This window comes from Micromonospora sp. FIMYZ51 (assembly GCF_038246755.1).
Classification (GTDB): domain Bacteria; phylum Actinomycetota; class Actinomycetes; order Mycobacteriales; family Micromonosporaceae; genus Micromonospora.
This window is the reverse complement of the sequence record NZ_CP134706.1, coordinates 4,399,938-4,415,076: the sequence shown is the minus strand read 5'-3', so window position 1 is coordinate 4,415,076 and position 15,139 is coordinate 4,399,938. Positions and strand designations below refer to the sequence as shown.

The following is a 15,139-nucleotide window of genomic DNA, read 5'->3' as shown; positions in this document are numbered from 1 at the left end:
CAACCGGGTGTTGCTGCATAGGAATGGTCGGTGGCCCTGCTGCGCTCCTGTCGGCGACAGGTGGCGATGGTTAGGCGCACGCATCTGCCGCGAGCGGCGCGCGGCGGCAGCCCAGGTCCGGCCGCTGCCTTCGACACAGGCCCTAGCTCCGAGGCAGGCGTGGCCGCACGCGGGCGAAGCCGACGTCCGCCTGCTGCCGTCGCCGGCCCGCATGCTCCGGAAGGGACGTGGGACCGGCGCCGTGGTGCGACGCCGGTCCCGATCGGAGGTGTTCACCGGTCAGCTGTGGCCGGGTCAGGCCGGGCTGAACCGCCACTGCTGGTTGGTGCCGCCGTGGCAGGTCCACTGCAACAGCCGGGCACCGTCGCTTGTGGCGCCGCCGTTGACGTCCAGGCAGAGCCCACTGGGTACGCTCTTCACCGTGTAGACCCCGGAGGTAGCGGTCGCCGTGGCGGTGAACTTCTGCTGGTTGCCGTTGTTGCAGGTGGCCTGCTGGAGGAAGGCACCCGCGCTGGTGGAGCCGCCGATGACCTCCGCGCACTTGCCGCTGTGCACCGCCTTCAGGTAGACGGCGCCACCACCGGCGTCGACGGCCTGCCACTTCTGGTTGTTGCCGCCGGTCGCCGCCCACTGGTGGATCTGGGCGCCGTCGGCGGTGGAGACGCCGCTGACGTCCATCAGCTTGTTGCTGTGTTGCGCGGCGAGTGTCCAGGTCCGGCCGGCGATCCCGTCACCCGGCGGAGGGGTGACCGGGCCGCCGGTGCCGACGCCGGGACCGCCGAAGGTGTGCGAGTCGAGGTCGAACCAGTTGTTCCCACTGCCCTTGAAGACCAGGTACAGGGTGTGGGTGCCGGCCAGGGCGGTGACGTTCACCGGCGGCGTGGACTGGTAGTTGTCCCAGCCACCGGTGCTCGGCACCGGGGTGGTGGCCAGCAGCGTGCCGGTCGGCGAGCCGGCGCGCAGCTCGATCGAACCGCCGCCGGAGGGCGACGACAGCCGGTAGCTGACGGTGTTGATGCCGGTCAGGCTCATCGGGGTGAACGCGATCCAGTCGTTGTTGGAGATGTCCCCGATCCGCTTGCCGCTCTGCGCGCCGGCTTGGTCGATGACCCGGGTGCCGGACTGGCTGCTGTAGTACTCGGCCTGCTTGTGCTTGGGTTGCAGGATCACCTGCGCGTGGCCGGTGAGCGGGTTCGCGCCGCCCGCCCCGCCGTTGTCGGTGTAGCGGGCGTTGAGCACGTAGAACAGGTTCGCCCCGTCCGGGTGCCCGCCGAGCAGGTCGGTCGGGATGGTGCCGGAGCAACCGGGATAGTCAGTGGTCTCGTGCGCGTGGTCGTCGTGCCCGAGCGCCGGGTTGAGGAAGACCTTGGTGCAGTCGATCGGTGCGCCGCCCGGGTCGGAGACGGTGATCTGGTAGGACACCCGGTCACCGAAGGTGAGCATGCCGCCGTTGGCCGGGGTGGTGATGGTGACCACCGGCGCGGTGTTGCCGACGGTGATCTGGACGTTTGCGAAGCCGGTCTTGCCTGAGCTGTCGGTCACCCTCAACTGCGCCGTGTAGTTGCCGTTGCTGGTGTAGACCTTCGACGGGTTGGCCGCCGTCGAGGTGGTGCCGTCGCCGAAGGTCCAGTGGTAGCTGATCGTGTCGCCGGGGTCGGGGTCCATCGAGCCGGCGCTGGAGAACTGCACGGTCAGCGGGGCGTTGCCGCTGGTGGGCGTACCGGTGGCCGTGGCGATCGGGGACCGGCCGCCCTGGACGTAGTCGATCCGGTAGAGGCCGGAGTCGCTGTTGCCGCCACCGAAGTTGGTGCCCCACTCCAGCAGGTAGAGCGAACCGTCCGGCCCGAACTCCAGGTCCATCGGTTTGTTGAACCGGCTGGTGGGCAGGAACGCGTTGGTGCGGGTGACCGCGGTGGCCGAGTCGAAGTGCACCTCCTTGAGGTAGCTGCGCGACCACTCGTAGAAGAAGTGGACCCCGTCGTAGTACGGCGGGAACTTCGTCGCCGACGGGTTCGCCGGGTTGTACCGGTAGACCGGCCCGCCCATCGGTCCGGAGCCGCCGGAACCCAGCTCGGGGAAGTTCGGCGAGTTGCCGTAGCCGTACCACAGGTTGGGCGCGACGACCGGCCGGAGGCTGGTCAGGCCGGTGTTGTTTGGCGAGTTGTTCACCGGTGCGGCGCAGTTGAACTTGGCGCCGACCGCCCCGGTGTCCGGGTTGTACGGCGCGTACGGCTGGTTGTCGCCGTGACAGAACGGCCAGCCGTAGTTGCCCGGAGCCTTGATCACGTTGAGTTCGACGAGCCCCTCGGGGCCTCGGTTGGTGGTCGGGGGGTTCCGGTCGGGCCCGTAGTCGGCCAGGTAGACCCAGCCGTTGGCCGGGTCGATGGAGAAGCGGAACGGGTTGCGGAAGCCCATCGCGTAGATTTCCGGACGGGTCTGCGCCGTGCCCTGGGCGTACATGTTGCCCGCCGGGATGGTGTAGCCGCCGCTGGCCGAGGGCCGGATGCGCAGCAGCTTGCCGCGCAGGTCGTTGGTGTTGCCGGCGGTACGCGCCGCGTCGAGCATGTGCTTGCCGGGCCGCCAGTCCAGCGGGGCGTAGCCCTGCCAGTTGGGGTCGAGGTTCGGCGCGACGTCGTCACCGGTGCCGATGTAGAGGTTGCCGTCCGGCCCGAAGTCGAGGTACCCGCCGGTGTGGCCGGGCTCGGGGTAGGTCCGGTCCCGGTACGCCGGAATGTCGATGATGGTGACCCCGCTTGACATGTTCAGCGTGTCGCCGCTGAGCGTGTAGCGGGAGACCCGGTTGACGTCGGTGGAGCTGCTGGCCGGTGAGTGGTACAGGTACACGTACCCGTTTGTCGCGAAGTTCGGGTCCAGCGCCAGTCCGGTCAGGCCGTCCTCGCCGCCGGTGTAGACGCTTAGCGTGCCGGCGGTCACCGTGCTGTTGGTGCTCGGCTTGAAGATCTTGACCTGGCCACCGCGTTGGACGTACAGCACCCGACCGTCGGGTGCCACGGCGAGCGCCATCGGGTCGACGGTGTTGCTGTCGAGGGTGCGTTTCTCGAAGTTGCCCCAGACGGTGCCGCCGCAGTCACCTGGTTCGTTGCCGGCGGCCCACTTGACCCCGCCGAGCACGTGGTTGCGGAAGTGGGTCTCGCTGTAGGACTCGGCGGCGTGGCCCATCGCGGTGGTCCAGACCCGGCCGCCAGCGGTGTTGCGGCACCAGGAGATCGGGTGGTCCGGGCCCATCGCCCGGGAACCCGGGTTGTACGTCCGCTCGTCGGCGGTCACCAGGACGTGCACGTCGCCGCGCGGGTTCTTGTCGAAGTTGTACCACTCCTCGCTGCGGTTCCAGCGGTCCGGCAGGCTGGCTGTCGACGGGTGCTTCTTGTCGGCGACGATTGCGGTGCCGGGCAGTACGCCGGGGGAGTGCTCGGGCATGTGCGCCCCGGCGTTCACGGTCTGGTCCCACCACGGGTACTCGGCTTCGATGCCCATGTCGGTGGCGTTGTGGATGGCGACGATGCCCTTGCCGCTGGCCAGGAATCCCTCGACGGCCTGGCGTTGGGCGGCGGAGGTCCAGACCATGCCGGAGGTCTGGAACATGATGAGGACGTCGAAGGTGGCGAGGTTGGCCGGGGTGAAGACGTTCGAGTCCTCGCTGTGCACCAGCTCGAAGTTGTTGGCCGCCGCCTGCTGCTGGAACATCGAGACCCCGGCGGGAATCGAGTCGTGCCGGTAGCCGGCGGTCTTGGTGAACAGCAGGGCCCGGAAGGCCGGGGCGGCCGATGCCGGTTGGACGAGCGCGAGCGAGAGCAACAGGCCCGCGATCAGCCCGATGATCGATGTGTTGCGACGCATGCCGTCTCCTAGGTCAGGCTTGGCACTCAATCGACGATCATCAATGTCATGATCAACATCCGATGTCTCTCCTGAGGTGGGTGGGGGTGTGTGGTTCCGTCGGCCGCAAGCCGCTGTCGATCGCGGCCGGATGAGTGGCCGCTCAGGCGGAGGATTGCGTAGCCGCATCGAAACATCTATCTTCATACGTGTGATGTTTCGGTCATGTCAAGAGAATGTTTGCCACATAAGAACGTAAGTCGCGCTACGTCCTGCGAATGTCCGCCGTGCCCGCGCCGCTGGATCAGCCCGGCGGCGCGGGCACGAACCTCATCGGTGACCACTACCTGTAAGGGCTGTCCGCGATGTCAGATCTCCGGCCGGTGCCGCTGCTCGCCCTGCGCGGCATCGGCAAGTCTTTCCTCGGCGTACGCGTTCTCGACGGCGTCGACCTCGACGTCGCGCCCGGCGAGGTGCATGCCGTGGTCGGGGAGAACGGGGCCGGCAAATCCACCCTCATGAAGATCGTCTCGGGCGGTCACGTGCCGGACGAGGGCACCGTCGAGTTCCTGGGCGAGTCGCGCGCGTTCCGTGGCCCGCGCGACGCCCAGCGGGCCGGAATCGGCATCATCCACCAGGAGTTCACCCTGCTGCCGGAGCGCACCGTCGCGGAGAACGTGCACCTGGGCCACGAACCGGTACGCCGTGGTCTGGTCGACCGTCGGCAGATGCTGCACCGCACCCGGGAGTTGCTCGCCTCGATCGGCGAAACCACCCTGCCCGCCGACGCCAAGGTGGGGCGGCTCGGCGTCGCCCAGCAGCAGGTCGTCGAGATCACCAAGGCGCTCGCCCTGGACGCGCGGCTGCTCATCATGGACGAGCCGACCGCAGCGCTTGCCGACCACGAGGTCGAACTGCTCTACCGGCTGGTGCGCCGGCTTCAGCAGCGCGGCATCGGGCTGTTGTACGTCTCGCACCGGCTCACCGAGGTGTTCGACCTCTCCGACCGGATCACCGTACTCAAGGACGGTCGCCGGGTGAGCACCCTGCGCACCGCCGAGACGACCGCCGACGAACTGGTCCGGCACATGGTCGGCCGGGAACTGTCCAGCTACTACCCCGACCGGGCCGCCCCGGAAGATCTCGGCGCGGTCCGGCTCACGGTGCGCGGCGGCGGCAACCGGCGACTGCGCGACATCGATCTGGACCTGCGCGCCGGTGAGGTGCTCGGCATCGGCGGGCTCCAGGGCTCCGGACGCTCGGCGCTGGCCCGGGCGATCTTCGGGGTGGCGCCCTTCACCACAGGTACGGTCACCCTCGACGGCGTACCGGTCCGGCTGCGCTCGCCACGTGCCGCGATGCGGGCCGGGGTCGCCTACGTCAGCGAGGACCGCAAGGGCGAGGGCATCGTCGCCCGGCAGTCGGTGCTGGACAACGCGCTGCTCGCCGGCCGGGCCGCCGTCGCGGCGCGGTCCGGTCGCGCCGCCCGGACCGTACGCATCCGGGAACTGCTCGCCGCCGTCCAGGTCCGCGCGGCCGGCGACGACCAGGAAATCCGCTTTCTCTCCGGCGGCAACCAGCAGAAGGTGGTGCTGGCGCGCTGGCTCCTGCTCAACCCGCGGATCCTGCTCTTCGACGAGCCGACCCGGGGCATCGACGTCGGCGCGAAGTCCGCCATCCACGATCTGGTCCGCCGCCTCGCCAGCGAGGGTGCCGCGGTGCTGATGATCTCCTCCGATCTGCCGGAGCTGCTGGGCATGAGTGACCGGATCGTGGTGCTGCGCGACGGCCGGATCGCGGGCGAGTTGCCCGCCGCTGCGACGGAGGAAGAGGTAATGGCGCTGGCGGTCGGCACGGTGGGGGCGGTCGCGTGAGTGTGCTCTCGCTGCGCCCGGCGCGCTGGAACGTGCCGGGCGTGTTCGTGGCCCTGGCCCTCACCCTCGCGATCGGCTGGCTGATCGTGCTGATCGACGGTGGGCAGCTGTTCAACCAGTCGACGACGGTGAGCTTGCTGCACGTGGCCGCCGGGCTCGGGCTCGTCGCGGTCGGCCAGACCCTGGTCATCCTCGGCGGCTCGCTCGACCTCTCCGTGGCCTACGTGATCAGCCTGAGCACCCTCATCGCGGCCGAGACGATGAACGGCCGCGACGGCGCGGTGCTGCCGGCGATCGGCCTGGCCCTCACGGTAAGCGCCGCCATCGGGCTGTTCAACGGGCTGCTCGTCACCCGGCTACGGATCAACGCGTTCATCGCCACCCTCGGCGTCGGGCTGCTGCTCAAGGGCTACCTCGACAACGGGTACGACGGGCCGGCCGGGACCACCTCGCCGGCACTCGTGCAGAGCCTCGGCTATCAGCGCATCGGCCCGGTGCCGCTGTCGTTCGTGCTGCTGGTGGTCGTCACGGCGCTGGCCTGGTTCGCGCTCTCCCGGACCCGCTTCGGCCACCACCTCGTCGCCGTCGGTGGCGATCCGGAGGTGGCCCGCCTCTCCGGCGTACGCAACGGTCGGGTCCTGGTCACCGCGCACGTGCTCTGTTCGCTCTGCGCCGGGCTGGCCGGGATCTACCTGGCCAGCCGGCTCGGCGCGGGCGCACCCCGGGTGGGCACCGAGGGCCTCTACGACCTGGAGTCGATCGCCGCCGTGGTGCTCGGCGGCACCGCTCTGGCCGGTGGGCGCGGCGGGGTCGTCGGCACCGTCGGCGGGGTGCTGCTGCTCGCCAGCATCGACGCCATCTTCAACCAACTTGAGGTCGACGCCTTCTTCAAGCAGGTGATCCGGGGCGCCGTCATCATCGCCGCCGTCGCCGTCTACGCCCGCCGGGCCCTGCGAAAGGCGGATTCCTGATCATGCAGATCGTTACGCGTCCGCTGCGGTCGATGGGCCCGGTGCGGGTACGTCCCGGCGGCCTCCTGCCGATCCTGGTGATTCTCGCGGTGCTGCTGCTCCTCGTCGGCATCCGGCAGCCCGACTTCCTCGCCCCGCCGTCGCTGATGTCCTTCCTCGGCCGTTCGGCACCGATCATCCTGCTCGCCGCCGGTCAGTACTTCGTGATCGTCTCCGGCGAGTTCGACCTGTCGGTCGGCTCCCTGGTCACCGCGCAGGTGGTCGTCGCCGCCCGGCTCATCGACAGCGACCCGTCGCGTACCTGGCCGGTGGTGGGGCTGCTGCTCCTCTTCGGTGCATTCGTCGGGCTGGTCAACGGCCTGATCACCACCCGCCTGCGGGTGCCGTCGTTCATCACCACGCTTGGCATGTTCCTGATCCTCCTCGGTGCGGTGTACCTCTGGTCCGACGGCGCGCCAAAGGGTGGGCTCTCCGAGGAGTTCCGCCGACTCGGCCGGCGCGCCATCGAGGACCTGCCGCTGCTCGGCCGCGTCCCGTACGCGCTGATCGTGCTGCTGGTCTTCGCCGCCCTGGCGGTGCTGCTGACCCGCTCGGACTTCGGGCGGACGCTTGTCGCCGTCGGCGACAATCCGCGTACCGCCGAGCTGAGCGGGGTGCGGGTCTGGCGCAGCCGGACCATCGCCTTCGTCCTCAGTGGAGTGGCGGCGGCCGTCGCGGCGATCCTGATCGGCGGCTACAGCGGGGTGTCGTTCCAGGCCGGTGCCGGCCTGGAGTTCGGCGCGATCACCGCGGTCGTGCTCGGCGGGGTCGCGCTGGGCGGCGGCCGTGGCTCGGTCGTCGGCGCGATGCTCGGTGCGCTGACCCTCGAACTGCTCTTCGCCCTCATGAATTTCTACGGCGTCTCCGGCGCCCTCAGATCGACCGTCCAGGGCGCGATCATCCTGCTCGCCGTGGCGGTTTCCGCACCGCGATCTTCGTCGAGATAAGGGGAAAAATACCGTGCGACGTTCCATGGCGGCGCTGGCCGCCGTCACCCTGCTCACCCTCGCCGGCTGTGCCACCGACCAGCCGAACGCGAGCCCGTCCGGGAGCGCCTCGGCCGAGGGGTCCGGCACCGGCGAACAGTCGAAGTTCTTCGTGCAGGCCGACTACGACGCCGAGCTGGCGTTGCTCGGTGCCACCCCGACCGGTCCGGCCGACAAGCCGTGGGAGCAGGTGCTCAACCCGACGCCGGTGGACACCACGAAGTTCAAGAAGGCCGGCCCGCACAAGATCTGCTTCTCCAACGCCGCGCTGAACAACCCGTGGCGGCAGGTCGGGTTCAAGACCATGCAGGCCGAGGTCGAGGCGCAGGGCAGCCGGATCAAGGAGTTCGTGCACGTCGACGCCGAAGGCAAGGACCAGAAACAGATCGCGGACATCAACGACCTGCTGGGCAAGGACTGCGACGCGCTCATCGTCTCACCGAACACCACCGCCACGCTCACCCCGGCCGTCGAGGCGGCCTGCAAGACCGGCCTGCCGGTCGTCGTCTTCGACCGTGGCGTGGACACCGACTGCCCGGTGACGTTCATCAACCCCATCGGAGGGTACGGCTTCGGCCACGTCGGCGCCGAGTTCGTCAGCCAGCGGATGAAGCCCGGCGGCAAGGTGCTCGCCCTGCGCATCCTGCCCGGGGTGGACGTGCTGGAGACCCGCTGGTCCGCCGCGAAGGTCGTCTTCGACAAGGCGCAGGTCGACGTCGTCGGCGTCGAGTTCACCGACGGCGACCCGGCGAAGACCAAGAAGATCGTGGACGACTACATCCAGCGGCACGGCACCATCGACGGCGTCTGGATGGATGCCGGTGCGGTCGCGGTCGCGGCGGTCGAGGCGTTCCAGGACGCCGGCAAGCCGGTGCCGCCGATCAACGGCGAGGACCAGCTCGACTTCCTCAAGATGTGGAAGGACGACGGGCTCACCGCGATCGCCCCGACCTATCCGACCTACCAGTGGCGTACGCCGATCATCGCCGCGTTGCGGATCCTCGACGGGGAGCAGGTGTCCAATCCGTGGAAGCTGCCGCAGCCGACGATCACCCAGGAGAACCTGGACAGCTACCTCGACCCGGACATGCCGCCGCTGCACTACGCGATGTGCGGCTGCACCGACCTGCCGGGTTACCCGCAGCGCTGGAAGTAGGCCGCCGTGTACGCCATCGGTGTCAACCCGTGGGTGTGGGCGTCCCCGGTCGACGACCGGGCCCTGGCCGAGCTGATTCCCCGGATCGCCGGGTTCGGCTTCGACGCGGTCGAGTTGCCGATCGAGCAACCCGGAGACTGGGATCCGATCCGTACCCGTGACCTGCTGGCCCGGCACGGGCTCGCGGCGGCCGGCGTCTGTGCGGTCACCCCGCCCGGCCGGGACCTGGTCGACGCCGCGCCGGACGTGGTCGCGGCGACCGTGGCGTACCTGAAGGGCTGTGTGGACAGCGCGGCGGCCCTCGGCGCGCCGTGCGTCGGCGGTCCGGTCTACGCCTCGGTGGGCCGGAGCTGGCGGATGAGCCCGGCGCAGCGCGCCGCCTGCTACGCCGACTTCCGGCGGGCGCTGGCCCCGGTCGCCGACCATGCCGGCGAGCGGGGCGTGACCATCGGCGTGGAGGCGCTCAACCGGTACGAGACGAGCGTCGTCAACACCGTCGAGCAGACGGTGGAGCTGATCGAGGGGCTGCCGTCGAACGTCGGCATCATGCTCGACACCTATCACCTGAACATCGAGGAGTCCGACCCGTACGCGGCCCTCGCCGTCGCCGGGCCGCACCTCAAGCACGTCCAGGTCAGCGGCACCGATCGGGGAGCGCCCGGCCGGGACCACTTCGACTGGCCCCGCTTCTTCGCCGCGCTGGCCGCCACCGGTTACCGGGGCGCGGTCTGCATCGAGTCGTTCACCGCCGAGAACGAGACGATCGCCACCGCCGCGTCGATCTGGCGGCCACTGGCCCCGTCGCAGGACCGGCTGGCCCTCGACGGACTGGCCTACCTCCGTGCGCTCCTCGCGTCGGCCGGCGCGGCGCAGCCGTGACCGGAGCAACTGCTACCCCACCCCACCCCACACCACCCCAGCTCAGGTAAGGAGACCCCCGTGTCCGTACCTTCAGCTCCCGCACCCAGCCGGGCGTTCGCCACGGTCGTGGCGGCGGCGCTTACCGTCGTGGCCAGCGCCGCCGTGGTGGCCACGGCCGCCACCCCGGCACTCGCCGCCACCACCACCCTGTACGCCTCCCCGAACGGCAGCGGCAGCAGCTGCACCGCGGCCCAACCCTGCTCGTTGACCGGCGCACAGACGGCGGTACGCGGGCTGAACAGCTCCATGTCCGGTGACATCGTCGTGCAGCTCGCCGACGGGGTGTACCGGCTGGCGTCGCCGCTGCGGCTGACCGCCGCCGACTCCGGCACGAACGGCTACCGGGTGATCTGGCAGGCGGCGCCCTCGGCCCGACCGGTGATCAGCGGTGCCCGGGCGGTCACCGGCTGGTCCCTGGTCGACGCCGGCCGCAACATCTGGCGGGCCAACGTCGGTGCCGGGACCGACACCCGGCAGCTCTACGTCAACGGTGCCGTGGCCACCCGGGCGCGTACCCAGGTCAACCGGGCCGACTTCACCGCCGACAGCACCGGCATGCGGTTCACCAGCGGTGCCCTGAACTACCTGAACAACCTGGCCAACCAGAGCCGGATCCAGCTGGAGAGCATCAACTCCTTCACCGACCGGTACGTCTCGGTGCAGAGCATCAGCGGAAACCTGATCCGGATGCAGCAGCCCGGCTGGAGCAACAACAACTTCGGGTACGACACCTTCACCAGCCCGCACCGGCCCGGACCGCTCTACCTGACAAACGCCTACGAGTTCCTGGACGCGCCGGGGGAGTGGTACCTCGACCCGGGCACCGGTGCGCTCTCCTACATTCCGCTCGCCGGGCAGAACATGAGCAACGTCAGCGTGGAACTGCCGACCCTCCAGTCCCTGGTCCAGATCGGCGGGACGTACGCCGCACCGGCGCACCACGTCACCTTCAGCGGGATCACCTTCACCGGCACCAGCTGGCTGGGGGCCAGCAGCAACCAGGGGTACGTGGACCAGCAGACCGGCGCGTACATCTACGGCAACTGGAACTGGCCCAGCTTCACCTCCTGCCACAACGGCTGCCCGCAGTTCGAGGCGACCCGGCCGAACTGGCAGCAGATGCCGGCCGCCGTGCAGATCTCCGCCGCCAACAACGTCACCCTTACCGACTCGCAGTTCGTCAACCTGGGCCAGACGGCCATCGGCATCGGCAACGACGCCAACGCCCACGGCAGTGGGGTCGGCCTCGGTGCCAGCAACATCACCGTCACCCGCTCCGAGATCGCCCGTAACTCGGCCGGCGGCATTGTGGTCGGTGGCGTCCGGGCCGACGCCCATCACCCGAGCGACCAGCGGATGGTCAACCGGGACATCACCATCAGCCACAACCGCCTGCACGACCTGGGCATCGAGTACCGGGGCATCGTCTCGGTGCTCACCACCTACGTCACAAACGCCACGGTCTCGTACAACGAGGTCTACAACATGCCGTACACCGGCATGTCCCTCGGCTACGGCTGGGGTTCCAACGACGCCGGTGGCAGCGAGCACTACGCCGGCCGGGGCCTCTACAACTACCAGCCCCGCTACAGCACCGCCACCACCGCGTCGAACAACCGGCTGATCGGCAACTACATCCACGACGTGATGCAGCAGATGAACGACGGCGGCTGCATCTACACCCTGTCGGCGAACCCGGGCGCGCTGATCAGCGACAACTACTGCCTACGGGCCAACGGCCACTTCGGGCTCTACTTCGACGAGGGCTCCCGCCACTACACCGCCCGCAACAACGTCTTCTCCGCCACCGGCACCTGGGCCACCGCCAACTACTGGTACGCCGAGAACATGGGCAACTTCACCGTCACCAACAACTGGTCGACGAACGGCAGCACCAACGTGACAAACGGCGACCGGGGCAACGTCGTCTCCGGCAACGTGACGGTGACCAACGGCAACTGGCCGGCGGGTGCCCAGGCGGTGATGTCCGCCGCCGGTCCGCAGGGCGGCACCGCACCACCGCCACCGCCTGCCGGGCAGATCGTCGGCGGCCAGTCCGGCCGGTGCCTGGAGATCGGCGGGTCGAGCACCACGAACGGCACCCAGGCGCAGCTCTGGGACTGCCACGGCGGCACGAACCAACGCTGGACCTACACCGCGAGCAAGCAACTGATGGTGTACGGCAACAAGTGCCTCGACGCCTCCGGCCAGGGCACCGCCAACGGCACCCTGGCGATCATCTGGGACTGCAACGGTCAGTCCAACCAGCAGTGGAACGTGAACGCCAACGGCACCATCACCGGCGTACAGTCCGGGCTCTGCCTCGACGCCAGCGGCTACGGCACCGCCAACGGGACAAAGGTGCACCTCTGGGCCTGCCACGGCGGCACCAACCAGCAGTGGAACCTGACCGGCTGACACTGTCGCCCGACCCGACCCGGGGCCGCTCTGCCGGCACGGCTCACTGGTGAGCCGTGCGCGGGGTGGCCCCGGTCGAGCCCAGCCCCGCTCACCACCGCCCGCTCAGCGCGCCCGCTTCGCTGCCCGTTCAGCGCGCCCCCCTCGTGGCCCGTTCAGCGGTGTCGCCGGCACCGGGTCGGCGAACGCCGCGGTGCCACCGGAGCGCCTCGTGGCCCCTTCAGCGCGCCCGCCTCGTGGCCCGTTTGCGGGGCGGCGTCAACAGCTCGGCGATCGCCGAGATCGTGGACGGCACCAGGCGGTAGTACGCCCAGACCCCGCGTTTGTCGCGTTCGAGCAGGCCGGCCTCGGTGAGAATCCGCAGGTGATGACTCACCGTCGGTTGGGAGAGGCCAAGCGGGGCGGTGAGGTCACTGACGGATGCCTCACCGTTGGGAGCGGCTTGGATCAGGCTGAGCAGCCGGAGTCGAGCCGGGTCGGCGAAGGCCTTGAGCACTCCCGCGAGTCGCTCCGCGTCGGCACGCTTCATCGGCTCGCCAGCGAGTGGCGAGACAGCAGGCGCAGCAGAATTCACAGCTTTCACGCCCGCTATCTTTCCAAGAAATCGGTCGATTAGTGGCAAAAACAGAACAAGTGCCGGATCGATCTCAGAACCACCTTTCACCTGGCCCGTGACCAGGCGGGATGCGAATAGTGTTAATGATCGACAGCCGCTATGGGCTCTGCGGGCGGGATTGGCGACCAGCATCTCCGGCGGCCCTGTGGCAGGGTGGCCCCTATCGAGCTGAGCGCGTGCACGGATCGCGCGGCGAGGAGGGCGCCGATGACACGAACCGTGGATTTCTGGTTCGACCCGAGTTGCCCGTACACCTGGATCACCTCGCGCTGGTTGATTGAGGTCGCCACGGTCCGACCGCTCGCCCTGCGCTGGCAGGTGATGAGTCTCTCCGTGCTCAACGAGGGCCGGGAGGTGGACCCGGAGGGTGACACCGAGGGCTGGCTGTGGCGTCCGGTGCGGGTCTGCGCCGCCGTGCGGCAGCGGTACGGCCAGGACGGGCTGGCGCGCTTCTTCACCGCGTACGGCCTGCGGGTCCACGAAGGGGGCCAGTGGTGCGACCTCGGTGACGCGCTGGCCGACGCGGACCTGCCCCGGGACCTGGCCGACGCGGCCGAGACGTCGGACTTCGACGCGGCGGTACGCGCCTCGCACGCCGAGGCCATCGCACTCGTCGGCGACCACGTCGGCACCCCGATCATCGCCACCACCGACGACACCGGCGCCAAAGTGGCCTTCTTCGGCCCGGTCATCTCCCGCATCCCCCACGGCGAGGCCGCCGCTCGCCTCTGGGACGGCACCCTCCTGGTCGCCGCCACCCCCGGCTTCCACGAACTGTCCACCCCACCCACCCGTTACCTTTTTGATCGTCCCCAGCCGGGGACTCCTCGGTCGCCCGGCCCGGTATGACTTCCTGCCCCTGTCGTAGGCATGATCCGGGGGGTGTTGTCGCCGGGTCGGGTGGCGTCGGCGGACCGCTGATAGGGACACGGCCGCCCTGTTTGGGGTTGGTCTCTTCGTAACGTGGGTGCCGGCAGTCCGACGCCTGGACCTGTGGCCGAGGCCACGGACGATGCGTGGAGGCGGGTGTGGTGCACGGCGGATACGGCGTCTACCTCGGGTTGGATGTCGGTAAGGGTGATCATCACGCGGTCGGGTTGGCGCCGGACGGCAAGCGGCTGCACGACGCACCGTTGCCGAACACCGAGGCTCGGCTGAGGCAGTTGTTCGACAAACTCGCCGGCCACGGTCGGGTGCTGGTGGTGGTCGACCAGCCCGCCTCGATCGGCGCCCTGCCGGTCGCGGTGGCTCGGGCATGCGGTCATCAGGTGGCCTACCTGCCCGGCCTGGCGATGCGCCGGATCGCCGATCTGCACCCCGGAAGCGCGAAGACCGACGCCCGCGACGCCTATGTCATCGCTGATGCCGCCCGCACCCTGCCGCACACGCTGCGGCGGGTCGACGTCGGAGATGAGGCTCTGGCCGAGTTGGAGGTCCTCGTCGGCTTCGACGACGACCTCGCTGGCGAGGCCACGCGCGTGTCGAACCGTATCCGGGGACTACTCACCCAGATTCATCCCGCCCTGGAACGGGTTCTCGGCCCGAAGGTGCACCACAAGGCCGTGCTGGAGTTGCTGTCGCGCTGCGGCGGACCGGCCGGACTCCGCAAAGCCGGTCGCCGCAAACTACTCTCGATCGCCGCCGTCCACGCACCCCGCATGGGTGAACGGCTCATCGAACAGCTCATGGCAGCCCTCGACGAACAGACCGTCACCGTCCCCGGCACCCAAGCAGCCGAGACGATCCTGCCCCGTCTCGCCGACAGCCTCCGCGACGTCCTACACCAACGCGACCAAGTCGCCGACCAGGTCGAGAGGATGCTTGATGCACACCCTCTTGCCCCGGTCCTGACATCGATGCCCGGCATCGGCGTCAGGACCGCCGCCCGGATCCTGCTCGAAGTCGGCGACGGCACCGCCTTCGCCACCCCCGGCCACCTCGCCGCCTACGCCGGCCTCGCCCCCGTCACCCGACGCTCCGGCACCAGCATCCGCGGCGAGCACCCACCCCGAGGCGGCAACAAGAACCTCAAACGCGCGTTCTTCCTCGCCGCGTTCGCATCCCTCGCAGACCCCGTCAGCCGCGCCTACTACGACCGCAAACGCGCCGAAGGTAAACGCCACAACGCCGCCCTCATCTGCCTCGCCCGACGCCGCTGCGACGTCCTATACGCCATGCTCCGCGACAAGATCCCCTACCAACCCCGCCCGACCAGCCCCGTCCCCGCTTGACGAAACCCATAGGGACACCCCCCACCCTGGTTGATCATGAGGTTGGCGGCAGTTGTTGATCTTCAAACTGCCGCCAACCTCATGATCAAC

The 15,139-nt window shown here is 69.4% G+C and carries 10 protein-coding genes; 8 read left to right on the top strand and 2 right to left on the bottom strand.

Features of this window, described 5'->3' with window-relative positions:
• Window positions 1–294 precede the first annotated feature (294 nt).
• Entirely contained in the window at window positions 295–3,858 is a 3,564-nt protein-coding gene (locus tag QQG74_RS19990) for a ThuA domain-containing protein (protein WP_341716289.1), read from the bottom strand.
• Between the two features lie 344 nt (window positions 3,859–4,202).
• On the opposite strand from QQG74_RS19990, the gene QQG74_RS19985 reads away from it, so the two are divergent.
• Genes QQG74_RS19985 through QQG74_RS19960 form a run of 6 tightly spaced genes read left to right on the top strand, consistent with a single transcriptional unit; the run spans window position 4,203 to window position 12,202 of the window.
• Window positions 4,203–5,711: a sugar ABC transporter ATP-binding protein gene (locus QQG74_RS19985; protein WP_341716288.1), complete on the top strand. Its 1,509-nt coding sequence runs from the start codon at window positions 4,203–4,205 to the stop codon at window positions 5,709–5,711.
• A complete protein-coding gene (locus QQG74_RS19980; protein WP_341716287.1) occupies window positions 5,708–6,682 on the top strand; it encodes an ABC transporter permease in 975 nt (324 codons plus the stop codon). Before QQG74_RS19985 ends, QQG74_RS19980 begins: the two co-directional genes overlap by 4 nt.
• Window positions 6,683–6,684: 2 nt before the next feature.
• Complete coding sequence (locus QQG74_RS19975; RefSeq protein WP_341716286.1) at window positions 6,685–7,668, top strand: ABC transporter permease; 984 nt, start codon at window positions 6,685–6,687, stop codon at window positions 7,666–7,668.
• Window positions 7,669–7,681: 13 nt separating this feature from the next.
• Window positions 7,682–8,863 carry an ABC transporter substrate-binding protein gene (locus QQG74_RS19970; RefSeq protein ID WP_341716285.1) on the top strand — a complete coding sequence of 394 codons (1,182 nt, stop codon included), beginning with the start codon at window positions 7,682–7,684 and terminating at the stop codon, window positions 8,861–8,863.
• Between the two features lie 6 nt (window positions 8,864–8,869).
• The gene (locus QQG74_RS19965) at window positions 8,870–9,742 is read left to right on the top strand and encodes a sugar phosphate isomerase/epimerase family protein (protein ID WP_341716284.1); all 873 of its coding nucleotides are present in this window, start codon (window positions 8,870–8,872) and stop codon (window positions 9,740–9,742) included.
• Between the two features lie 60 nt (window positions 9,743–9,802).
• Window positions 9,803–12,202, top strand: a complete 2,400-nt coding sequence (locus tag QQG74_RS19960; RefSeq protein WP_341716283.1) for an RICIN domain-containing protein — start codon at window positions 9,803–9,805, stop codon at window positions 12,200–12,202.
• Window positions 12,203–12,422: 220 nt separating this feature from the next.
• Here the strand turns inward: QQG74_RS19960 and QQG74_RS19955 are convergent, their stop codons facing one another.
• Window positions 12,423–12,731 (bottom strand): metalloregulator ArsR/SmtB family transcription factor, encoded by a 309-nt coding sequence (locus tag QQG74_RS19955; protein WP_341716282.1) that lies wholly within the window; start codon window positions 12,729–12,731, stop codon window positions 12,423–12,425.
• 294 nt (window positions 12,732–13,025) lie between these two features.
• Between QQG74_RS19955 and QQG74_RS19950 the strand changes: the two genes are divergently transcribed.
• Together QQG74_RS19950 and QQG74_RS19945 are read left to right on the top strand one after the other, a co-directional pair.
• Window positions 13,026–13,667 carry a disulfide bond formation protein DsbA gene (locus QQG74_RS19950; RefSeq protein ID WP_341716281.1) on the top strand — a complete coding sequence of 214 codons (642 nt, stop codon included), beginning with the start codon at window positions 13,026–13,028 and terminating at the stop codon, window positions 13,665–13,667.
• 182 nt (window positions 13,668–13,849) lie between these two features.
• Complete coding sequence (locus tag QQG74_RS19945) at window positions 13,850–15,049, top strand: IS110 family transposase (RefSeq protein WP_341721266.1); 1,200 nt, start codon at window positions 13,850–13,852, stop codon at window positions 15,047–15,049.
• Window positions 15,050–15,139 lie beyond the last annotated feature (90 nt).

Excerpts from the sequence above, each read along its gene's own strand:
- QQG74_RS19990 (WP_341716289.1), bottom strand. The coding sequence starts at position 3,858 with ATGCGTCGCAACACATCGATCATCGGGCTGATCGCGGGCCTGTTGCTC.
- QQG74_RS19985 (WP_341716288.1), top strand. The coding sequence starts at position 4,203 with ATGTCAGATCTCCGGCCGGTGCCGCTGCTCGCCCTGCGCGGCATCGGC.
- QQG74_RS19975 (WP_341716286.1), top strand. The coding sequence starts at position 6,685 with ATGCAGATCGTTACGCGTCCGCTGCGGTCGATGGGCCCGGTGCGGGTA.
- QQG74_RS19955 (WP_341716282.1), bottom strand. The coding sequence starts at position 12,731 with ATGAAGCGTGCCGACGCGGAGCGACTCGCGGGAGTGCTCAAGGCCTTC.
- QQG74_RS19950 (WP_341716281.1), top strand. The coding sequence starts at position 13,026 with ATGACACGAACCGTGGATTTCTGGTTCGACCCGAGTTGCCCGTACACC.